The organism is Methylobacillus flagellatus KT (assembly GCF_000013705.1).
Lineage (GTDB): Bacteria > Pseudomonadota > Gammaproteobacteria > Burkholderiales > Methylophilaceae > Methylobacillus > Methylobacillus flagellatus.
The window spans coordinates 160714-183722 of record NC_007947.1 but is presented as its reverse complement, the minus strand read 5'-3'; the positions used below and the strand labels follow the sequence as shown (position 1 = coordinate 183722).

At 57.6% G+C, this 23009-nt stretch carries 19 protein-coding genes and 1 pseudogene; 6 read left to right on the top strand and 14 right to left on the bottom strand.

Translation table 11 applies throughout. The features are described from left to right. The first annotated feature begins 16 nt into the window (after positions 1–16). From MFLA_RS00885 to MFLA_RS00870, 4 genes are read left to right on the top strand one after another with little or no spacing between them, the layout of a single operon-like run. A complete protein-coding gene (locus MFLA_RS00885) occupies positions 17–1498 on the top strand; it encodes an efflux transporter outer membrane subunit (protein ID WP_011478537.1) in 1482 nt (493 codons plus the stop codon). A 14-nt stretch (positions 1499–1512) separates the two neighbouring features. Then, positions 1513–2583, top strand: coding sequence for an HlyD family secretion protein (locus MFLA_RS00880; RefSeq protein WP_011478536.1), 1071 nt, complete (start codon positions 1513–1515; stop codon positions 2581–2583). Further along, positions 2580–5345, top strand: coding sequence for a ribosome-associated ATPase/putative transporter RbbA (rbbA, locus tag MFLA_RS00875; protein WP_011478535.1), 2766 nt, complete (start codon positions 2580–2582; stop codon positions 5343–5345). The genes MFLA_RS00880 and rbbA overlap by 4 nt, the downstream gene beginning before the upstream one ends. A 39-nt stretch (positions 5346–5384) precedes the next feature. Further along, positions 5385–6509 carry an ABC transporter permease gene (locus MFLA_RS00870; RefSeq protein ID WP_011478534.1) on the top strand — a complete coding sequence of 375 codons (1125 nt, stop codon included), beginning with the start codon at positions 5385–5387 and terminating at the stop codon, positions 6507–6509. Positions 6510–6557: 48 nt separating this feature from the next. Here MFLA_RS00870 and rlmF read toward each other — a convergent pair whose 3' ends face one another. From rlmF to MFLA_RS00850, 5 genes and pseudogenes are all read right to left on the bottom strand, one after another. Then, the gene (rlmF, locus tag MFLA_RS00865) at positions 6558–7568 is read right to left on the bottom strand and encodes a 23S rRNA (adenine(1618)-N(6))-methyltransferase RlmF (RefSeq protein ID WP_011478533.1); all 1011 of its coding nucleotides are present in this window, start codon (positions 7566–7568) and stop codon (positions 6558–6560) included. Between the two features lie 18 nt (positions 7569–7586). Further along, positions 7587–7775, bottom strand: a pseudogene (locus tag MFLA_RS15065) (putative quinol monooxygenase); the annotation flags it as partial. A gap of 415 nt (positions 7776–8190) precedes the next feature. Next, the gene (locus tag MFLA_RS14795; protein ID WP_229407083.1) at positions 8191–8334 is read right to left on the bottom strand and encodes a hypothetical protein; all 144 of its coding nucleotides are present in this window, start codon (positions 8332–8334) and stop codon (positions 8191–8193) included. Next, on the bottom strand, positions 8331–8780 hold the full coding sequence (locus tag MFLA_RS00855; RefSeq protein ID WP_011478531.1) for a class I SAM-dependent methyltransferase: 450 nt from the start codon (positions 8778–8780) through the stop codon (positions 8331–8333). Before MFLA_RS00855 ends, MFLA_RS14795 begins: the two co-directional genes overlap by 4 nt. Before the next feature lie 22 nt (positions 8781–8802). Further along, positions 8803–9768 carry an alpha/beta hydrolase gene (locus MFLA_RS00850; RefSeq protein WP_011478530.1) on the bottom strand — a complete coding sequence of 322 codons (966 nt, stop codon included), beginning with the start codon at positions 9766–9768 and terminating at the stop codon, positions 8803–8805. A gap of 163 nt (positions 9769–9931) precedes the next feature. Between MFLA_RS00850 and MFLA_RS00845 the strand changes: the two genes are divergently transcribed. Further along, entirely contained in the window at positions 9932–10423 is a 492-nt protein-coding gene (locus MFLA_RS00845; protein ID WP_011478529.1) for an aminoacyl-tRNA deacylase, read from the top strand. Positions 10424–10484: 61 nt separating this feature from the next. Here the strand turns inward: MFLA_RS00845 and MFLA_RS00840 are convergent, their stop codons facing one another. The 9 genes from MFLA_RS00840 to MFLA_RS00800 all read right to left on the bottom strand — a co-directional run bounded on the left by MFLA_RS00840 (position 10485) and on the right by MFLA_RS00800 (position 21488). Continuing rightward, positions 10485–11021, bottom strand: coding sequence for a YaeQ family protein (locus MFLA_RS00840; RefSeq protein ID WP_048811474.1), 537 nt, complete (start codon positions 11019–11021; stop codon positions 10485–10487). 84 nt (positions 11022–11105) lie between these two features. Continuing rightward, a complete protein-coding gene (locus MFLA_RS00835) occupies positions 11106–12176 on the bottom strand; it encodes a response regulator transcription factor (protein ID WP_048811473.1) in 1071 nt (356 codons plus the stop codon). A gap of 367 nt (positions 12177–12543) precedes the next feature. Beyond that, on the bottom strand, positions 12544–14877 hold the full coding sequence (locus MFLA_RS00830) for a N,N-dimethylformamidase beta subunit family domain-containing protein (protein WP_011478526.1): 2334 nt from the start codon (positions 14875–14877) through the stop codon (positions 12544–12546). A gap of 83 nt (positions 14878–14960) precedes the next feature. Further along, complete coding sequence (locus tag MFLA_RS00825) at positions 14961–16109, bottom strand: hypothetical protein (RefSeq protein WP_011478525.1); 1149 nt, start codon at positions 16107–16109, stop codon at positions 14961–14963. Positions 16110–16162: 53 nt separating this feature from the next. Beyond that, on the bottom strand, positions 16163–17800 hold the full coding sequence (locus MFLA_RS00820) for a branched-chain amino acid ABC transporter permease (RefSeq protein ID WP_011478524.1): 1638 nt from the start codon (positions 17798–17800) through the stop codon (positions 16163–16165). 2 nt (positions 17801–17802) lie between these two features. Further along, positions 17803–18690, bottom strand: coding sequence for a branched-chain amino acid ABC transporter permease (locus MFLA_RS00815; RefSeq protein WP_011478523.1), 888 nt, complete (start codon positions 18688–18690; stop codon positions 17803–17805). Positions 18691–18694: 4 nt separating this feature from the next. After that, positions 18695–19420, bottom strand: a complete 726-nt coding sequence (locus MFLA_RS00810) for an ABC transporter ATP-binding protein (RefSeq protein ID WP_011478522.1) — start codon at positions 19418–19420, stop codon at positions 18695–18697. A 47-nt stretch (positions 19421–19467) separates the two neighbouring features. Next, positions 19468–20184: an ABC transporter ATP-binding protein gene (locus MFLA_RS00805; RefSeq protein ID WP_011478521.1), complete on the bottom strand. Its 717-nt coding sequence runs from the start codon at positions 20182–20184 to the stop codon at positions 19468–19470. A gap of 35 nt (positions 20185–20219) precedes the next feature. Continuing rightward, complete coding sequence (locus MFLA_RS00800) at positions 20220–21488, bottom strand: ABC transporter substrate-binding protein (RefSeq protein WP_195742039.1); 1269 nt, start codon at positions 21486–21488, stop codon at positions 20220–20222. 719 nt (positions 21489–22207) lie between these two features. On the opposite strand from MFLA_RS00800, the gene MFLA_RS00790 reads away from it, so the two are divergent. Continuing rightward, positions 22208–22852, top strand: a complete 645-nt coding sequence (locus MFLA_RS00790) for a PEP-CTERM sorting domain-containing protein (RefSeq protein ID WP_011478519.1) — start codon at positions 22208–22210, stop codon at positions 22850–22852. The last annotated feature ends 157 nt before the right edge of the window (positions 22853–23009 follow it).

Sequence of the window (23009 nt, the reverse complement as noted above, 5' to 3'; positions counted from 1 at the left end):
GCGAGATACGACAACAATGAAAACACCCCCTCCTTTGCCGTTTCCACGGAGCAGGCATCAGCACTGGCAGATCGCGATTGCAGCCTTATGCCTCGCACTTGCAGGCTGCCAGTCCATGGCCCCCGACTATGAACGGCCAGCCGCGCCGGTGGCGGAACATTTCCCCCAGGCCGGCACAGGCACCGCCGACGCCCCAAGCCTGGCCTGGCAGGATTATTTCGCCGATACCACCCTGCAAGACCTGATCCAAGAAGCCCTGGCCAATAACCGTGACCTGCGCAGCGCGATCCAGCGAGTGGAAGGTGCACGGGCGTTGTATGGCGTGCAACGGGCCGACCTGTTTCCCGGCCTTAACGCCCAAGGCAGCTTTGGACGCTCGCGCACGCCGGAAGACATGAGCCTGATCGGGCGCCCCATGGTCCTGAGCGAATACCGCGTCGGGTTCGGCATCACCAATTGGGAGCTGGACTTCTGGGGCCGTATCCGCAGCCTCAGAGATGCCGCGCTCGAAACCTTCCTTGCCGCCGAGTCTGCGCAGCGCGCTTCCGCCATTTCCCTGGTGGCACAGGTGGCGAACAGCTACCTCAACCTGCGCGAGCTGGACCAGCGCATCCTGATTGCCGAGAAAACCATAGAAAGCCGCCAGGAATCAGTGCGGATTTTCCAGCGCCGGTTCGATGTAGGCTCCACTTCCAAACTGGACCTGAAACAGGTGCAGGCGCTGCTTGCCCAGGCACAGACACTGCGCTACCAATTGCAGCAATCCCGTGCCATTGAGCTCAACGCCCTCACCCTGCTGGTGGGCAAGCCCGTTGATCTGCCGCCGGCCAGCCACGCCTTCTCCGAGACGAAGATGCTGCACCAGCTCAAGCCGGGACTGCCATCTGACGTGCTGACCCAGCGCCCGGACATCATCGCCGCGGAACACATCCTGAAATCAGCCAATGCCAATATAGGCGCAGCGCGCGCCGCATTTTTCCCGCGCGTCACGCTGACCACCTCGCTCGGCACCGCCAGCCGCGAGCTGGATGGATTGTTCGATACAGGCAGCCATGCCTGGAGCTTTGCCCCCAGCATTTCGCTGCCGATATTCGACGGCTGGCGCAACCGCTCCAACCTGGAATTAGCAAACGTCAGGCGCGACCTGGCCGTGACCAGCTACGAGCAAACCATCCAAACCGCATTCCGCGAAGTGGCGGACGCCCTGGCTGCACAGCACAGCATCAGGCAGCAACTGGTCAGCCAGCAAGAGATGCTGGATGCCCAGGCGGAACGCGCCCGTCTCGCCAAGCTGCGCTACGACCATGGCGCTACTTCGTACTTTGAAGTGCTGGATGCGGAACGCAGCCTGCTGGAAGTTGAACAGCAGCTGGTGCAAATGCAGCGCGCGCTATTCTCAAGTCAGGTGAGCCTGTATGCCGCCCTGGGTGGAGGGTCGCACTCCATTACCGTTCCTCCACCTTCAACCACTCCCGCTGCCCGACAGCCCTCCAACTGAACGGATCACGCCCCATGAATCCAAGAGTCAAGAAAATAGTGCCCATCGTGATTATCGCCGCCTTGGCTGCTGCCGGTTTGTATGCCTGGCAGGCCATGAACGGCGACGACAATACCAAAGGCCTCGCCAGCGGCAATGGGCGCATAGAGGCTGTGGAGATCGATGTTGCCACCAAACTGCCAGGTCGAGTCGAGGATATCCTGGTCAATGAAGGCGACTTCGTCGAGAAAGGGCAATTGCTCGCCAGGATGCAGATAGACGTGCTCAATGCGCAGCGTGATGAAGCACGCGCGCAATACCAGCAGGCCCTCAATAGCGCAGTCGCCGCACAGGCCCAGGTCGCCTTGCGTGAAAGCGACAAGCGCGCAACGCAAGCGCTGGTGGCACAGCGGGAGAGCGAGCTCGATGCTGCACAACGCCGGCTGGCACGTTCCGAAACGCTCTCGGCAGAAGGCGCCTCATCGATCCAAGAGCTGGATGACGATCGGGCAAGAGTACGCAGTGCACAGGCTGCCGTCGAGGCCGCCAAGGCACAAGTCTCCGCAGCGCAGGCTGCAATCGATGCGGCCAAAGCACAAGTCATTGGCGCACGCTCCACTGTTGCCGCCGCGGAAGCTACCATTGCGCGTATCGAGGCTGACATTGCCGACAGCCAGCTGACTGCTCCCCGCGATGGACGCGTGCAGTACCGCATTGCGCAACCTGGTGAAGTGCTCGCGGGCGGCGGCAAGGTGCTCAACCTGGTAGATCTTTCTGATGTGTACATGACCTTCTTCCTGCCCCAAGCTGCCGCCGGCAGGCTGGCAATGGGCGAAGATGCGCGCATCATCCTCGATGCCGCGCCGCAGTACGTCATCCCCGCCACGATTTCATTTGTCGCCAGCACCGCGCAATTCACCCCCAAAACAGTGGAAACCGAGAGCGAGCGGCAAAAGTTGATGTTCCGCGTCAAGGCACAGATAGACCGCGGACTCTTGCATAAGCACCTGAAGCTGGTCAAGACCGGCCTGCCCGGCGTAGCCTGGGTCAAGGTGGACAAGCAGACGGAATGGCCGGCTGAACTCGCGGTGAAAGTACCGGAGTGAGCGACACCCGGCAGCAGGTGGCGTCCGCAGTCCGCTTGCAGGACGTCAGCCTGCATTACGGCAAGACCATTGCACTGGACGGTATCAGCCTCGATATCCCTGCCAGCTGCATGGTGGGCATGATAGGCCCGGACGGTGTCGGCAAGTCCAGCCTTCTGTCGCTGGTGGCAGGTGCAAGGGCGGTGCAGACGGGCAAGGTGGAGGCGCTGGGCGGCGATATGTCCAGCAAGCAGCACCGCGACGATGTCTGCCCGCGCATCGCCTATATGCCGCAAGGCCTGGGCAAGAACCTCTACCCGACATTGTCGGTAGAGGAAAACCTGCAGTTCTTCGGCCGCCTGTTCGGCCATGATGCGCAGGAACGCAGACGACGCATCGACGATCTCACGCGCAGCACCGGCCTGCAAAAATTCCTAGACCGGCCGGCAGGCAAGCTGTCCGGCGGCATGAAACAGAAACTGGGCCTGTGCTGCGCGCTGATCCACGACCCCGACCTGCTGATCCTCGACGAGCCCACCACCGGCGTCGACCCGCTCGCGCGTGCCCAGTTCTGGGATCTGATCAAGCGCATCCGCCAGGAAAGAAACAGCATGAGCGTCATTGTCGCCACGGCCTATATGGATGAGGCGCAGCGCTTCGACTGGCTCGTGGCAATGGATGAAGGCCAGGTACTGGCGACGGGAACGCCACAGGAACTGCTTGAACGCACGGGCTCCAGCTCCCTCGAAACCGCGTTCATCGCGCTGCTTCCGGAAGAAAAAAAACAGGGCCACGAGGAAGTCACGATTCCGCCCTTGCCAGAAGGCGACGGCAGCAACGCGGATATCGCCATCGAGGCCAAAGACCTTACCATGCGTTTCGGCGATTTCGTTGCCGTCGACCACGTCAGCTTCCGCATTCGCCGCGGCGAGATTTTCGGCTTTCTCGGCTCCAATGGCTGCGGCAAATCCACCACCATGAAAATGCTCACCGGCCTGCTGCCCGCCAGCGAAGGGCAAGCCTGGCTGTTCGGGCACGAAATCGACCCCAGGGACATCGACACCCGCCGCCGCGTCGGCTACATGTCGCAGGCGTTTTCGCTCTACACCGAGCTGACCGTCCGGCAGAATCTGGTGCTGCATGCCCGCCTGTTCCACGTGCCGGAAGCAGACATTCCCGCCCGTGTAAATGAAATGGTGCAGCGCTTCGACCTGGAGGAAGCGCTCGACAGCCTGCCAGATGGCCTGCCGCTCGGCATCCGCCAGCGCCTGTCGCTGGCCGTCGCCATGGTGCACAAACCCGAGCTGCTGATTCTCGACGAACCAACCTCCGGCGTCGACCCGGTCGCCCGCGACAATTTCTGGCGCCTGTTGATCGAGCTGTCGCGCCGTGACCGGGTCACCATCTTCATCTCCACCCATTTCATGAACGAGGCCGAGCGCTGCGACCGTATGTCGCTGATGCATGCGGGCAAGGTGCTGGTTAGTGACACGCCTGCGAACATCGTCGCGCAGCGCAATGCCGATACGCTGGAGCAGGCTTTCATCGACTACCTGGTGGAAGCCGGCGGCGGCACTGACACCGGCACCAATGACACCCAACAAACCACTCCCTCAACGCCGGATATTGCACAAGGCAGCCATCAGGCCAAGCTTAGGTTTTTCAGCTTCAATCGCATGTTCAGCTACCTTTGGCGCGAAATGCTGGAGCTACAGCGCGACCCGGTACGCGGCGGCCTCGCCCTGGCAGGCTCGATGCTGCTCATGTTCGTCATGGGCTTCGGCATCAGCATGGATGTCGAGGACCTGACCTATGCCGTGCTGGACCGCGACCAGACCACGCTGAGCCAGAATTACGCGCTCAATCTCTCCGGCTCGCGCTACTTCATCGAGCAGCCACCGATCCGGGATTATCAGGAGCTGGACCAGCGCATGCGCAGCGGCGAACTGTCACTCGCCATTGAAATACCGCCGGGGTTCGCCCGCGACGTGCAACGCGGCAGCCGGGCCGAAATCGGCGCCTGGGTGAACGGCGCCATGCCGCAGCGCGCCGAGACAGTGCAGGGCTATGTGCAAGGTATCCACCAGCAATGGCTGCAACAACAGGCGCAGGAGCGGCTGGGCGTCACGGTCGCAAGCGCGGCCACCATAGAGACGCGCTACCGCTACAATCCAGATGTGCGCAGCCTGCCGGCAATGGTGCCGGCCGTGATCCCTCTGCTGCTGCTCATGCTGCCTGCCATGCTGTCCGCCCTGTCCGTGGTGCGCGAGAAGGAGCTGGGTTCCATCATCAACCTGTACGTGACGCCAGTGACCCGCACCGAATTCCTGCTCGGCAAGCAATTGCCCTATGTCGCACTTGCCATGCTGAATTTCCTGCTGATGGTATTGCTCGCCGTGACGGTATTCGACGTGCCGGTCAAGGGCAGCTTCGCCACACTGGCGCTGGCAGCCTTCCTCTATAGCATCGTCGCCACTGGGATTGGCCTGCTCGCCTCCACCTTCACCCGCAGCCAGATTGCTGCGCTGTTTTTCACCATGATCGCTTCCATCGTCCCGGCGGTGCAGTTCGCCGGCATGCTCAACCCGGTCTCGTCGCTGGAAGGCGCAGGCCGCATCGTCGGCGAGATCTACCCGACGACTTATATGCTGATCATCACCCGCGGTGTGTTCAGCAAGGCGCTGGATTTCTCCGACCTGCAAGCCTCATTCTGGCCGTTGTTGGCCGCCATTCCCGTGGTCCTGGTGACAACAGTGCTCCTACTGAAGAAACAGGACAAATGACATGCAGCACCGCCTGATTCCATTCCAGAGCAATGCCCCATGCGCCATCTAGCCAACATCTACCGGCTGGGCGTCAAGGAGCTCTGGAGCCTGATCCGCGACCCGGTCATGCTGGTGCTGATCGGCTACACCTTCACGCTTATGATCTACAGCTCGGCCACCGCAGTGCCGGAAACCCTGCACAAGGCCCCGATCGCCATTGTCGACGAGGATGCCTCACCCTTGTCCGCACGCATCATCTCCGCGTTCTACCCGCCGCACTTTTCCACGCCGCCGCTGATCACGCAAAGCCAGATCGACCCGGGCATGGATGCGGGCGAGTACACGTTCGCCCTGCATATCCCACCCGATTTCCAGCGCGACGTGCTGGCCGGCAAGTCGCCTGCGCTACAGCTCAATGTCGATGCCACGCGCATGTCGCAAGCCTTTTCCGGCAACCGTTATATCCAGGAAATCGTGCTCACCGAGGTCAACGAATTCGTACAGCGCTATCGCAGCGCCACCGAGCTCCCAGTCGAGCTGGCGTTGCGCATGCGCTTCAACCCCAGCCTGATCCAGTCATGGTTTGGCGCCATGAACGAAATCATCAACAACATCACCATGCTCTCCATCATCCTTACCGGCGCGGCGCTGATCCGCGAGCGCGAGCATGGCACCATCGAACACTTGTTGGTGATGCCGGTCACGCCGACCGAAATCATGCTGGCCAAGGTCTGGTCCATGGCACTGGTGGTGCTGGTGGCCTCGACCTGCTCCCTGGTGTTCGTCGTCGAAGGCTTGCTGAAAGTGCCCATCCAGGGCTCGATCGGCCTGTTCCTGCTGGGCGCCACCCTGCATTTGTTCGCCACCACCTCCATGGGCATCTTCATGGCGACGCTGGCGCGCAACATGCCGCAGTTCGGCATGCTGTTGATCCTGACCCTGCTGCCGTTGCAAATGCTGTCCGGCGGTCTCACGCCGCGCGAAAGCATGCCGGAATTCGTGCAGAACATCATGCTGCTGGCACCGACCACCCACTTCGTGGAACTGGGACAGGCGATCTTGTTCCGCGGCGCCGGGCTGGATGTGGTCTGGGGTTCTTTCCTGGCACTGTTGCTGATCGGCACCGTGCTGTTCATCGTCTCGCTGACGCGCTTCCGCAACACCATCAGCCGCATGGCTTAGCGCCTGTTTACGACAGGCCATCTGGCCAGGAGCGCTCGCGGAGGTTTGTCAAACATCCCGCCAATGCTGGCGACGCCATGCGCGCTGACCGGCTGTGTCGTGGAACGTCCAGGCAACGAAACGGCTTTTCTTCTGCCCCTGTGCCATGTCGATGGTCTTCACCTTGTAGGCATCCACCGCCCTCAGGCTGCGGTATACCGCCGGCAACGTCGCCGCCTTGGATACCAGCGTGGTAAACCAGAGGCATTGCGCCCCCACCGCCGCGCTTTCCTTGATCATGCGGCTGATGAATCCCTCTTCGCCGCCTTCGCAATAGAGCTCGGCGGCCTGCCCGCCAAAATTGAGCCGATTTCCTGACATGCGGCCTGATCTGACGCGCCGCACACCCTTGCCCGTAGGCTTGCCGCGGCTGCGCTCCAGGTGATGCCACTTGCGCTCTGTGCCCGCCATCGCCGCCGCCTGGGATGCATGGAACGGTGGATTGCACATGGTCAGGTCGAAACGCTCGCTTTCTTGCACCACCCCGGAGAACACCGCCCCTACATTGCGCTGCAAACGCAATTCAATAGCACCGGCAAGGCCGGGATTGGCAGCCACGATCCCTTGCGCATTTTCCAGCGCCTCAACGTTGATATCGGTGCCGACGAAATGCCAGCCGTACTCCTTCTGCCCGATGATGGGATACACCAGGTTGGCGCCGGTCCCGATATCCAGCACCCTGACGTTGCCGCCATATGGCATGTTTCCGTCATTGCCTGCGGCCAGCAGGTCTGCCAGGCAATGCACGTAATCCGCCCGGCCGGGAATCGGCGGGCAGAGGAATTGCGGCGGGATGTCCCATGCTGCGATGCCGTAGTAACACTTGAGCAAAGCCTGGTTCAGGGTTTTGACGGCCTGCGCATCGGCGAAGTCGATGCTGGCATCCTCATATTGATTGAGCCTGACAAACGCTGCCAGGGGTGGGTGGGCTTCGACCAGCAACGCAAAATCGTAGCGCTGGCGGTGCCGATTGCGCGGATGCAGGCCGGATTTCTCGTCCGGGAGGGAACGCTGGCTCATAGGATGGCTATAGCCGCGCTACATTGAGAACGCATCCATCAGCAGGAATATCCCTTCCTGCCGCCGGTACTGGTTGATGGCCGGCACCAGCCGCCGGAAATGCTTGGTCTGGCAATGAATATCCAACGCCGCCTGGTCGGGCCACTCCTCGACAAAAATGAAATGCCCAGGGTCTTTCTGGTCAATAAACAGGTCGTACGCAATATAAGCCCTTTCGTGGGCGGTTCATCCCCGCATGTGCGGGGAACACCACGCCATAAAGCCGCTCTGGTCCCAATGAGCCGGTTCATCCCCGCATGTGCGGGGAACACTTACATTGCCGTTACTCTTATTAGCTCTATGCCGGTTCATCCCCGCATGTGCGGGGAACACACTTAAAACAACTTATTGATTTATCAATTAAAAATTAACACCTACATTTCCACCAACTATGGAATTTTAAATTGCATTTTGATTTTCAGGAGAAAAAGCAACAAATCTAAGGCCATTACTATGTTATCGTTCGGCTCCTACCATGTCTTCTCGGTCCGCTCCGCACAAAGCGGCGCTAACAGGTCGATAAATTCCGGCTTGATAAAATCCTGCGCGATCACTTTCAACATGGCAACTCGCTCCTTGACACTTAGTTTGGGTTGGCGGCTATCGCCTGCACCGCCGAGGCCAGCCCGATATGGTAAGCGCCTTCCACCACTTCGCGCTCCACTTCCTGCAGGCAATGGAAAACGAATCCATGCAATTCGCGGCTCAGTATGGCTTGGGTCATCATGGCGTCCGCGTCCTTGCCGCCGCCGGTGCCGTATTCCAATTGCCCAGGCGTGTAGGCCTCCAGCAGGAAATCCCGCCGGGCTTCAGCCCCTTGACGATCTTGGGAAAGACAATGGCCTTCAAGGCCGACGGCATAGGACAGAAAATCGAGACGATACCGTCCCATTGCTGCTCGCCGAAATCGAAACTGGCGAGGTCGGCATGGATGCATTCAATCTCGACGCCATTCTCCCTGGCAAGCTTCCCGGCTTTTTCCAGCCCAATGGCGGAACTGTCTACCGCAGTCACGGCGTATCCTTGCCTGGCAAGAAATACCGCATTGCGCCCCTCGCCTTCGGCAATGCTCAGGACCCGGCCCTGGGGAATGGCGCGGAAATGCTCCGCAAGAAAAGTATTCGCGGCCTTGCCGTAAGCATAATCCTCGGTGCCGTATCGTTCGTCCCACATGGTAATTGCTCCAGCGTTATTGCTAATCCAGTTTGCCGTCCTGGCGGATGAACCTCGCCAGCACTGCAGTCAACTCCGGCATCACAGGCAGCTCGGGTTGCGTATAGGTATTCCAGTTCTGCGCCCGGTCCGGTACCGATTGCTTGAGAATATGGTTCATGCCATCAATCAGCACCACGGCAGCATCCTGATTGGCAAAGCCCAGCAGCCTGGCATCCTCTTCACCCACCTGGATGTCCGCGGTCCCCTGCACGATCAATATCGGCATCTTTAATTTGGCAATTTCTTTAGCTGGGTCATATTTGAACCACGAAATCAGGTACGGCTGCACGCTCGGCCGGAACAATGCCTGCAGGGCAGGGTTCACCGGACTGACCGTCTTGCCCTGCTTCAACCTCTCGAGCACAGGCAATGCCATGGCCTGTATCTCGGCAGGCTGAGAAGCCAGTTGCATTTGCAACAATTGGTCGGCGGGCCTGCCTGGCCCGGCAATGGAAATAAAATTCGCCACCTTCGCCTGCCGCGCAGCCAGCATGCCGAGCAGCGAGCCCTCACTGTGGCCGATCACGGTGATCTTGCCGAAGCGCTTGTCCCGCGCAAGCCATTTCACCCAGTCCCGCACGTCGGCGGCATATTGCTCGAAACGCAAATCCTCTTCCCTGGGCGCCGCACCCATGCTCTGGCCCACGCCGCGCTTGTCGTAGCGCAAGCTCGCAATCCCATACTGGGCCAACGCACCGGATAGCTGCAATAAGGCATTGTGATGCAGGCCGGGCTGGTTGCCGTTCCTGTCCGTCGGGCCAGACCCTGCCACCAGAAGGACCACGGGCATGCCTCGACTCGCCTCAGGCACCAGCAATGTCCCTTCAAGCACGCCGTTGGCGGTTTGCAATTGGACGATGGATTCCTCCAATGCCGAATATGCGCGGCCGCTCATGCACAGCATCAGGCAGATAGCGATGAAAAAAGAACCTATATAAGCGCGCATGACAGGATTATTCTGGGATCAGGCGAAGGGTATGTATGCCATCAATAATGTGGCAACACATCCCATCATACCCCATTCGCCATTCCTCACTAGACCGCATGGCGCCAACGTCCCGCAAAAATAGGGTAAATTCCTACCATCAAATACAAGATTAAGGATCATCATGACTTCACTCGCCTCTCCCGTCACCGACCTCCTGAACGCCCACTCCATCCCGTTCACCGTCATTGAAATCCCGTTGAGTGAGGACAAGAAACCGGTTCGCAACCTGGAAGAGCTTTTGGAAAGCCAGGGACTGGACCCTAAATCGGTAGTGCGCAGCGTGCTGTTCCGCACCGGTTCGGACCAGTTCATCCTGCTTGCCGTGGCTGGCGGCGGTCGTGCCGACTGGGCGATCCTGCGCAACCACCTCAACGAGCGCAAACTGCGCATGGCGGAATATGACGAAGTGCCCGAGGCGACAGGCTACGTGGTCGGCGCCGTGCCGCCGGTCGCCCTGCCAGAAGGACTCAAGGTGTTGGTGGACAACAGCGTGAAGGATTATGAAACCGTAGTGATCGGCAGCGGCGTACTGGGTTATGCCCTGGCGCTGAAAGGGACGGATTTGCTGAAATTATTAGGCGATGCGGAACAAGGCAGCTTTGCCAAGGTTTGAGTCAACTGATCCGTCATCCTGCGGATTGCCATGTTGTAAAAGCGGCTGCCACCCCTGCGGGTCACTTCACCCTGTCGCATGACACCTCGACGCTGCGCGCGCCGTCGCTCAACCAGGTCTGGCCGTCCTGGATCGTGCATTGCAGGGTCATCGTGCGCTGTGCCAGCGCTGCCAAAGCCTTGGTCTGCGCCTGCGGCAGGTTGAACACGCCCAGATTCCTGAGCCGCGCAAACGCATTGCGGTTCTGCTCGAACCACATCTCCGCCGTACGGCCGCCATAGGCATAGACCAACACTTCATCCGCCCGTCCACAGGCCTTGCGGACCAGTTTTTCATCCGGCAGCCCCACATCGATCCATTGTTCGATCTTGCCTGTGAGGTCCTTGCGCCAGAGATCCGCCTCCTCGTCTTCCGTCATGCCCTGGCCGAATGCCAGCAGCTCATGCGCCTGCAATGCGAACGCAAGCAAGCGCACCATCATGCGTTCATCCGTTTCGGACGGATGGCGCGCCAAGGTCAACGCATGGTCTTGATAATAATGCCGATCCATATCCGCCACCTGCAGGGTGACCTTGAATACGGTGGATTTGAGCGCCATGACATGCCTGGAGTGAGTGAAAGAAGGACGCAAGCTTACGCACATCTTGTGGCGATTGCCACCATTCCGGCTGCACGTCGCAGATCATTTGCCTGGTAGGCTGAATATCGGGCCACTGGCGCGCCCACTCACGCGTTGTATGACGCGGTAAGACTGCATCCAGGTTTTTTGCGACTCAGAAAGGGAGGTGTTTCTGAGCACGGTCGCCATTTCGGCCTTGTTGTTGACATTGAGCTTATCGTAAATCACCCGCAGGTAGTAGCGTATGGTGGTGGGTGAAAGGTTGGCTGACTTGGCGATATCCTTATAACTGGCTCCGGTGGAAAAGGCTTGGGCCACCATCAACTCTCGCTTGGTCAGCAAATCGATCCGCTGCCTTTGCCGGATGGCCAGGATACAGAAATCGCCAATGAACTCATAACGCGCAATGATCTTGGAGAACTTGATTTCAGCAATCCTCGTCTCACGGCTCATTTGGGCAATCATCGCCTGAGGCAGGGTCAGGCTGTTCAGCTTCGGCCACTCCTGCCGCAAGATATCGAAGAAGGTGTTATCGGCGTCAAATATCTGGAACTGCCGGTCGACAATGGCAAGGTAGATGGATTCGTCTTGCAATCTGTCCTTGTATTGCTCGCTGTAGCGCATCCTGTTGCTTTCCCATAGTGCGCACAAATGCGGCATGAGGAATTTGTTGAGCAAGCCTTCCCTGACAGTGAAGCGCGGCGACCCTTGCTCGCGATAAAGAGACAGAAAGACAAAAGCATTTTCAGAAGGCAGATAGTGGGAAGTGCAGAAAGCCTGCTTCACGGCATGTTCGCCCATCAGGGTCGCCAGCCCGGGCGCATCGTCAAATGCAGGCTGGTCAAAATACACCGTCTGCGCCGGTTTGACTTCCACCGCCTTTGCCAACGCATCATCGTATTTGAGCTCTTCCCACATCGGCACAAAGGAGTTCGGCAAGTTATGCAGATGCGAGCCGTGCAAGCTGAAACTGATCTCATTGGGAGACATGATCCCCCACCACGCGGTATCAAAAGGCAGGATTTCCTGCACTGTATCCAATGCAAGTTCCTGATATCGATCAATAGGCGCATATTCGGCAATATCATGCAGTTTAAGCAATACGTTGCTGAATGCCTCGACAGTACTGGTCATGACTTGGCTCCCCTTGCAATTTCCAGGCAGTCGTGATGTCACCGAATTGGGCAGGCCTGCCCAATCTTGGGTCATGGGCACTCCCCTGTCAGCCACCCTGCACGAAAATTTACAAAAACACTAATATAAACAACGGATTACTTATCCTATGCAACGTCTTTCAGGCGATTGATCCGCTGCCGGGTACTTTCATGTACAAATAAGCAATAAAGATGCCAAAATCAATTCAAATCAATTAGATATGCGTAGAAAATACGAAGCTGGAATATATGAACGTGAAAAAGCGCCAGCCATGCGGTGTGCGATAGCTGGCGAAAGGGAGGAGCCGGGAAGTTAAGGAGGTCAATTCATGCCATGTCAGCCATGATCATCGCCACTGCTTCTCTTGCGAAATCCACAACCCGCCAGGAAGCGCGCCTGGCTTGATGAAGGCGTTGACTACATTGGAGAGCAGCTTGGAAATATTGTTGTCGAAATTGTATGCGGGCAGTGCCTGACCAAAGGCAATCGAGCCGGTCGAGAAGACGCCGCCATGATTGGGAGCGGTGAAATAGACGATGTCCGCCCTGACCCTGTAATCCTGCGTACCGCCAGTGCCAGGGTAGGCATACAGCAGCTCTTCCGTGGACAAGACATAATTGTCGGTATGACCGCCAGACGATGCAATGATCTTGGCATGCGGCGGCGTGCCAAGGCTCAGGTCGTAACGGTCGACTTCCACCCCTGCTGCCCCCCCATGGGCCAGCCCGAAGTCTCCGAGGATTTCGCCTTCTATGCCTTCCGTGATCCAGGACACGGTGCGGTGATAGCTATCCGGCATACGGCGGAACGGCCGGCCACTCTCGAAGCCTTCGCCGATAAAGCCGACGCCCAATAATTTCTGTGGCGGACGCCCCAGGTTTTTCCAGATGCCACTCTTCTGTCCTGTGGTCTGCAGGTAATGCTCGCCCGGCCTGGCGGCCCATGCGCGCATGCCCGAATCCAGCTTCCTGACCTCCATGACCCACGGCTCATCGTCACGATAGGCCACATTCCAGTAATAGCCGTTACCTCCCATATAAATGAAGCGGCCCCCTTGCTCGATGAAATCCTCGTGGGCATCCAGAATGCGCTCCGAAATATATTCAGGGTGGGTACCCGATATGATGCATCGATAGGGCGCCATGGCAGAGAGTCCTTCGCGATGCACATCCTCTTCGGTGATGACTTCATAGTCATACTGCATATGCTCAAGCCAGCCGACAATCGACAGGTCGGCAGGGAATTGCCAGGTGGACCCGAACCCGGACATGCGGAATTTGGGCCGCATATTGATGATGGGACGATGATAGGAGCTGAAGCATACCCCTGCACCATCCATGTAACTGTCGTACGTCGAAAAACCGAACTCGGGATTCTGGTACATCTCGACATCAACTGCCGAGATGATGGGAGGCCGGCCACTCATGGGCTGGACGATCTGCGCATCAAAACTCAAGTGTTCATTGGCGTAGGCCAGGTAACTGCCGGTGGGAATCAGCAGCGCCAAGGTGCTTTTCGGCTGCTTCGCCCTCACGAAAAAGACGACATACTCCTCATCCAGGCCCTGGGTGTTCTGCTTGCTGTTGTCCGCACGCAATCGGATGGCATAGACACCGCTGCGCAGATCTTCCGGGATGCGCATCGTCTTGGTCTGCTTCCAGTTGCAGTCAATCATGGCGTCGGCATGGAACTCGACACCACCGTATTCCTGCGGCGCGAGACGGAAGCTGTCATTGCGACCACTCCAGTTCCAGCCGGTCTGTCCGCGGACTGGGCGGTTGTATCCATGTGCATGCAGGCCATTGCCCGACACATCCACGACGGTGTCCCCTATCCCGTTGTCGGTGTAGCCTGCCGTGGTGTCCCAGTGTGCGAGCAGACCTTCTGTTGAAGGTGGTTTGCCCGACTTGAGTTCATCAAGCTCGGCGCGCGATAGCGCCCTGCCATACATACCGGGCCGGTCTATTTTCCCGCAGTAGGTCTGGTTGACAAAATGTCCGCGGAGCTCATGCCAATCCTGGGAACCTGCTATAAGAAAAGGAACCTCTGGAATATTCCTTGCCCTGAAACGCATGACTTCCATCACATGCGAGCGATAATCCATCGGCACGACCTTGCCAAGCAGGCTGTTGTAGCGGTTAGCCACGCTTTCCTGGTACAGGGTGGCCTTACCGGTCGAGGCGTCATAGCTGACCGCCACGAAATACCACATCTTGGCAATGAGCGGCACTTCCGCTGCCACATAATCCACTTCCTTGCCATCACCTAGCCAGAACTCGAGCACCCCCTGCTTGTTGATGCCCAGGCAATAGCCCTGGTTGTGATAGCAATCCCAGCGCCCCAGCAGCGCCTGCCTCAGGCCGATGGTGGGCAACGTGGGCCAGATATAGGCATACAGGGTGAAGCTGCCGTCATGCGCCAGCTTGTTGCCCGGATCCGCCACCCTGAGAAACGAGCCGACCTGGGTGAACTGCTTTTGCACATCCCACTCACCATTGACGGGACAAGGCACTTCCTGCTCGATGAAGCCAGGGCCGTCCGGGTAGGCATCCCCATGAATCAGCCTCACCAGTTGCGCAGTGACTTTTTTCGTGCCATCGACACTCACATGGAATCCGATCTCATCACCAGGCTTAACGGAGATTTTGTCGGTATAGCCAAATATCTTGATTTGAGACATACATATTTCCTGACTGAAGAAAGCGTTTTAGAACCGCTAACCCTGCAGCCTGGAACCATCATCGATGGTCCCAGGCTGAGCAGTTAGAACTGCAGCTGGAGACCAACGACGAACTTGTCGTAGCTATCCTGGTTTTCCGTCTTGTTCTTGGTGTAAACACCGCTGATGCGGGCATTGTGGCCGTCGATGATGTAATTCAGCCCAATGTCGTATTCCCTGACATCCAGGCTGGCATTGCCATCGGCCGCGAACTTCTGGTAGCGGGTATAAGGCTGGAACCTTCCCCACCCAACCGTCTGCGGAAACATCCAGGACAGAACTCCGAGGTAGGCCTTGCCCGCCTGGACGCGGCTGACGCCATTGATATCCATGCCTGCCAGCACGGCATCATTGTCAAAGTCATAGCGGTAAGCCGCTGCCTCGATGTCCAGCACGCCGCCGGGTAACACTTTTTCCAGCAGGAAATCGACGTTATAGCCTAGGTAATCATCGCGGGCAATTACGCTGCCGACAGCATCTTTCTGATAGCGGCCCGAAAAGCCCAGGGACAGCACATCCTTGCCGAAATAGGCGCTGCTGGTGTAGAAACCTGGGTCCAGGTTGGCCTCCCAGAAGTCATACTGCAGGCGCCCCGCGTACATGAGGTTGTCGCTGCGGTTAGGGTCCAGAATATTGTTGCCCGCAAAGCTGGATGCCTGGTTGCCTTCATAGATGCCGGCGGAATACACCAACCGCTTGTCCAGCACTTTCCCCCAGAACAATATGCCATTGTCTCGCCCGGTCTGCTTGTTCTGGTATTGCGACACAACGCCGGGGAAACTCCAGCCGTTCATGAAAAAATGCCCATTCATATTGACGCGATCGGAAGGCGGCAGCAGCAGGCCAACCCAGATATTGAACTCGGGCATGAACTCCAGTTGTCCATAGGCATCGATGACCCTGAAGTCATCGTCTCCTATCTTGTCCAGCGTCACCGTTCCCTTGATATATTGGTTCAACGAGCCAGAAAGGTAGATCCGGGCGATATCCAGCTCGAAATCCTTGCTTCTGGAGCTCGCATTGGGGGCGGCATCTTCCGTACTGGTGAACGTGGTCCGGATACCAAAACCCAGTGATATCCACTTATCCTCACCAAAATTGATGGTGCCGCCTGCTTGCGCAGTCGAGGCGAAGCCCATACTGCAGGCCAACATCACGGAGGGTAAGATATTACTTCCAAGCCTGTTCTTCATCACAAAATCCTTCAAAAATTAACGTGGTTGATTTGCAGATTTTGTTTTAGGCACTAACTCTCCATTAAGTCCTGTACACGGCGCACGAACACGGCATGCAAGGCCTCTGATTCTGATTTATAGATTTTGTCTTCCACGACGCGGGGCGGTACCCCTCGCTGTCCAGACATCGCAATGATGCGGTAGGACTTGAAGGGCTCGATGGCTTCGAGGGCATACTTGTCGCTTTGCGGCTGCCGGCGGAAGTAATTCAGCAGGCGCTCCAATGCCTCGCTGTGCTGCCCAAGCGGGCTGCGCCTGTGTTCCTCGATGACTTCTTCGGATACCAGGGTCTTCAGGTAATCACGTTGCATCTTGTCGAAGCGACGCAGGAATATCTGGTCTTTGTCATGTGTTTCTGTAGCTTCTTCAGGTAACATTTCCCCACCTTTTTCTGCACGAGTTGAACGGTTTTCACTTTTCTTCTTGTTGCGCCAGGCGCGAAACTGCTGCTTGATCCCGAAGACCCCGCCCTTCAGGAACAACACCACCGACAGCATGATCACGCCGATCAGGATCAATCGCAGCGGGCCCCAATCGATGAAGACCTTGTCGATCATCACGACGACCAGGGTGCCGAAGACCGCGCCTTCCGAGCGTCCGATCCCCCCGATCACCAGCATGGCTAGGCCAAGCAGAACGGAATCCATGGAAAACAGCGAAGGAGATGCACCGTGGAAGTGGCTGGCATACACCCCGCCCAGCGCCCCCAGGACCACCGAGGTAATGATGAAGACCTGAATGCGCGCCCAGCGGAAGTTCACGCCTGTGGCCTCGGCAAAGGCCTCGCGCTTTTCGGGCGCCATGCGCAGAATCCGTCCCAGGCGCTTGCCCTGGATGAAGCGGAACATGAAAAGCACCGCAAGCATGACGGCAAAACAGACGTAGTAACTGATGGTGAGGCCGCTGATCTCACTGATGCCGTCAGGCAGGTAGCTGTCTGCGCCATAGACGCCGCCAGTGGCTGAGCCGAAGGTACGCGACTGGATCACGTACACACGGCACAGTTCCACCAGGCCCAAGGTGAGCAGCGCGTAATAGAAGCCTTCCAGCCGCGTTGCCGGCAATGCGATCAATATCCCGAACACCAGGCCGATCACCGACCCCACCATGGGCAGCGACCACCACGGCAGGCCGTAAGTCAGGGAGAGGTAGGCAGCCCCGTAGGCTCCGGCGCCGACAATGGCCATCGATGCCAGGGAGAAAATCCCTGCAGTGCCGATCACCAGCGTCCAGCATAGGTTGATGGCAGCGTAGATGAAGAACACGGCCCCCGCATTGAGCAGGGTACTTTCGAGCCCGCCGGGCATGAGCAGGGGTGCAATCACCATGGCGATGAAACTCAGCATCCAGTAGACCGGGCGGCGGTCGAGAATGGTTTTTTCCCGGCGCAGGCTCTTGGCGTTGTACTCACCTCGGATGTTCAGGATACGCCTGCGGGTAAAGGGATAACGCCAGCGGTGCCAGGTCCTGGCGCCATGTCCGGGGAATTTGTAGTAGTAGCGCAGGCGCCCTACCTTGTATAGTTTCTGCTTCGCCTTGGTTGTCTCAATCCAAGGCTTGAGAGGAGAGGTCCATGGAATGGTCGGCACATTGTCCGCCTCTCCCTTGATGCTCCAATTGGCGACGGGATTTTTCCAGAGATTTGCCATGATTACGCCTCGCGTTGTTTATCGAGAATGCCGGCGATACCGCGCGGACGGATGATCAGCACCAGTATGATCAGCAGGAACTGGGTGATCAGGATGTATTGGCCACCGAGGATATCGGCCGTCAGCGCCTCATTGACGCCGATCATGACCGCAGCAATCATGGCGCCGCCGACGCTGCCCAACCCGCCGCACAAAGCCACGCTCAAGCCCTTGATCAGCGGGGTGACGCCGGAAAACGGGCTGACGAAGTAAGTTTGCGACAGCAGGACGGATGCAAGGCCAGCCAGCCCGCCGGTCAGGGCCATGACATAGAATCCAGTACGCCTGACGCCTATGCCTACCAGCGAGGCTGCATGCGGGTTCATCATCATGGCGCGGATTTCCAGCCCGCGGCGACTGGAGCGCAACCACCATAAGGCCAGGGTAAGCATCAGGATGGAGGTCAGGATGGCGCCGCCCTTGTCGGCAGTGAGCACCACTTCGCCCAGCTCAAGTTCCCAGTCGCCAAACAGGGGCGGCAGCGTTTTCGATTGCGGCCCGAAGAAATACAGCAGGGCCTGGGTGCCGATCAGGCTCAACGCCAGCGATGCAATCAACCCGCGTACCGTAAAATTAGGCTTGTCGTGGATAGGGATGAAGGCCACCGCGCATACCAGCACCCCGACCAGCGCGCCGGTCAGGATGCCGCCAAGGATCACGACCGGGCCCAACGAGGAAATATACTCACTGACGAGCCAGGCGCCGTAACCTGCTGTCGCGAAAGTAAATCCGTAACTCATATTAATCAGGCCCAGGCTGGACCATGTGATCGACACCCCGATAGCCAGGGTGCCGTATATACAGGCCAGCGTAACCGCCGTGATGGCAACAAAACCGATATCAATGTCCATGGCCCTATATCTCCCTCTTCATTTCATGGGCAAGCGAAGTGGATGCCTCGCCTTTCAGTTTCCCCACATGCATGCCGATCACCCTGTCGACCTGCCCTTCGAGCAAAGCCATGTTTTGCTCTGCAATGATCATGGCGGAATTGCCCAGCTCGATTTCCATCAGGGCCTTCATCACCCCCTTGCCGATCTTGGGAGCCAGCCCCAGCGAGGGCTCATCCACCAGCAAGAGAGAGGCATCCGACATCAAACCGCGTCCGAGAGACACCATGCGCCGCTCGCCGCCTGACAGACGCCCGACCGGCGTACTCATCAACTTCCGCAGTGGCGGGAAGATCTCCAGTATCTTTTCCTTGCGCGCCTTGCGATCGCGCCATGCCGCCGGCGTGAAGGCGCCGCTATCCAGATGCTCTTCCACGGTCAGGCCGGTAAATATCTCATCGCCCTGCGGCATGAGCGCCAATCCCTGCCTCACCACCAGATGCGTGTAGCGTCCGGGCCCTTGGCTGCGCGTGCCGCCCACTTCCTTGCCATTGAGCTTGATGGAACCACGTTGCCAGTCCGTCATGCCGGCAATGGCGGAAAACAGGGTGGACTTGCCATGACCGTTCAACCCCACGATGCCAATGCGCTCACCGGCATACACCACCAGATCCAGGTCATGAATCACCCGCATCGGCCCCCATCCTGCGGAAAGGCCCTGAATGTTGAGAATTTCCTTTCGCTCACTCACGGCCTACCTCCCATTGAATGTCCTTGTTCATCTTCTTCCTCATGTGGTTACTCGACATTCTCGAAATAGGCGGCATGGACCTGCGGGTTGGCGAGGACACTGGCCAGCGTCCCCTCGGCAATCTGCTCCCCTGCATCCATGACCATGACGCGGTCCGCAATCATCTCCAGCAGCTCCATGCGGTGCTCCACAATGATGATGGACACGCCCATTTCCTTTGAAAGCTTGCGCATCAGGTGATCCAGCTCATCGACCTCGGAGTTGATCAAGCCTGCTGCCGGCTCATCAAGCAACAGCAAGGGCGGACGCCGCATCAGCAGGCACGCCAGCAATAACTTGCGGCGGTTCAGCGTTTCCAACTCGCGGGCATACTGGTCAAAATCCACATGCAGATTCACCAGATCCAGCCCCCATTCGGCATCATGGCTGGTGAGATAAGGCAGGTAGGCCTGGCGTGCTGCCTTGAGTACCTCCCCTACCTTGAGTTCGTCCGGCACCAGCGGCGTCTGGTAAGTACGCCCGATACCAAGGCGCGCCCGCTTGAAGAGCGGCAGGGAAGTCACATCCTGCCCCTTGAACGTCACCTGCCCGCTCTTGGGGAATATGCGGCCACTCAACACCTCGAACAGGCTGGTCTTGCCCGCCCCGTTGGGGCCGATGATGCCCATCACCTCACCCTTTTCCACCGAGAGAGAAATACCTTTCAGGATCTCCCTGCCGCCAAGCTCTAGCTTGATATCCCTGCCTTCAAATAAAGCTGTCATCACCCACACCCATCAAATCGTCTGTAAAAGCCTGGTTACATCCAAGGCGTTAGCCGGAAATCTGCCTCTTTGAGTTGTGGCGGGTAAATGATCTTGTTCTTGCCATCCTGGATCTGGAAGTAAAGCTGGCTCATGCCGCTCTCGATGCTGTCCGTCCCGAGTGGGAAATGACGCGCCTCCTGCCGGGGATTGTTCATGTACGACCAGCCGCATACGCCACGGAATGCAGTCTTGCGGATGTAATCGTTCACGGCCTTGAAGTCATCGGGATTGCCTACGGCATTCCATGCCTGCGCCATCATGTAGGCGATGTCATAACCGCCGCCGGTGTAGCACAGCCCCATCGTCTTTCCCGGGAACCGCTTCTGGTACTTATCGCGGAAAGCCTGCCCTTTCTTGTCGGCATACACGCCCAGCATCGTGCTCCAGACAAAGCCTTCTGCTGCCTTGCCGGTGAGTTCCAGAAACTCAGGTTGCGACGGACCGTACTGCAGATAGATCAATGTCCCCTTGAGCGGGTTGGCCCGGAACTGCTTGCAGAAGGCCGCATACTCGGCAGCCACCCAATGGTCCATCATCACCGTCCCTGCGCCCGTTTTCTTGATGTCACGGATCACGCTGCCCCAATCCTGTACCGGGTACTGGATATCGGTCACCTTGGCCAGCTCGAAACGGCTCTTCTTGAGCGCCTCCTGGCAGGCGCGTGAAATCGTCTGGCAGTAGGCAATCTGTTCCTGAACGATATGCACCTTGTTGTTCTTGGGCTTCCAGTTGCCACTGTCCGCCAGGCTCTCGAGAAACACCGGGAAGGTCTCGCCATAGAACACCTCTGACGGGTCCATCTGGAAAATATGGTTGTACTTCTCGGGATGCTTGGCGACCATGTCGGTAGCTGCACGCTGGGTATTGCCATTGACGTACGGACACTTGTAGTTGGCCGAGGCATCCATGGCGGGGATCGGCACAAACAGGAAAGGCGAACTGATCGCATGTACCTTCAGGTCAACCAGTTTGCGGATAGAAGCCTGGCAGCTTTCCGCAGAGAGCAAATCGACATCGACTGGCCTCAGCTCCAATGGCCGGCCAAGGATGCCGCCATTGGCATTGATCTCCTCCTGCGCAAGCAACGAGCCATTCATGTGGTCAGCATGATCAGCCACCCCTGCCGCCGCAGTAGTCGAAATTGTCAGACCCAGCACAATGGGCTTGCCAGTAGGTTTCTTCGGCGCCGCACCATCCGCTGCGGCCGCAATTGTCCCGATGGGTACTGCCGCTGCGGCAGAAGCCGCTGCAAGCATCTGCATGATTCGCCTACGCTCAAAATTCGTGTCCATACTGATTTCTCCGCTCGTGACTTGAAATTAAGATGAGTCAAAGTCTAGCGAGCGGAAAATCAGAAAAACACCGTTCAAATGTACGGTTTGTGCACAAAAACTCGAGAAACTCGCTGAAAAGCCCACGTTATTTGCAAGGATATTGCGTCAGCCATCCATTGGATCAATGGCTGTGAAGCGCAGGCAGAGCACGAAACACAACCTGGAGACAACGCCTACACAGCGTGTGATGAGAGGAAAACGGCTGGGTACCAGGAAGCAGCGACAATGCTCCCCACTGGCGTTGAGAAGGAAATAAATCGAACAGGGATTATTCAAATACCACACATCGTACGGCCACTCTTACATGACCGTTCTCTGAGGGAAATGGCACATGCCGATCGTCCCGCCAGATGCATCTTTCTAAAGCTCAACCTTGCCGCTGGTGTTGTCGGCCAGGCACGCACTGAGTTGCTCGGTACAAAGCCCTGCAACTGCAATTACGGCATACAAAAAAGCTGGAAATAATCAATTTGATGATCATATATCATCAAACTCAATACTCCAGGGTGGCATCATTCCACCTAGCCCGAATGGACTATGTCCATCACTTGCTCTATTTCAATATATCCTTTTACAATTCAATCAAGAAGTGAGCGTACACTCACATCGAGTGCAACGCATTCAATTTCACATTAAAGGGGATAAAAATGAAAGCAGCCGCACTGCTCGGCTTACTCTTGGGTTTGCAACTATCTGGCGGGGCCATGGCCGGCACCCTGGATTTTTCAGAAAGCAACATATGTAGCGCCAACATCGACGGCTCTGGTGCGTTCTCGCCCTGCAGCAATTACTCATATATCAACCAGAATTACGGTGATACGGCCGAAGTGGACGTCAGTTATCTCAATGCCAACACCGACAACACCAGTCTGCAATTCTGGAGCACCAGTTACAACCAACTAGAAAATATCCTGTGGGCCGGTGGAAACGACAGCAACTCCCGAGGGCGTATCATCCTGGCTGCAACGGATGGCTATTTCATCAATCTCGATAGCTTGGATCTCGGCGCATATCCATCCAGTGCACGTTATACGCATTTAACAGTATCCAATGGCATAGACACATATGCCTTCGAGGGCATTATCGGCACTGGTAACCTCGCCAGCACTTTCTCGGCTTTCGGTGCAGCAGGCATCGGCAGCAATATCACCATCGAGTGGTACAACAGCGCCTACAATGTTGGCATTGACAATATCAGCTATACCGTCACGGCCGTTCCTGAGCCGGGCTCACTGGCGATGCTGATGGCCGGTCTGGGATTGTTAGGGTTGATGAGGATTAGAAAGTCCTGATACACCCTCATGGCCACCCCAGTAATGTTGTCCTGACATGGCATAGATGGTCAGGACAACATTGGCCAATAATTATCTGTAGCGAAAGTGACTCGTCAGCAAAACCAGCCTTCTCTGCATGCTGGAAGAGCATCATCATGGTTCTAACCGGTTATGC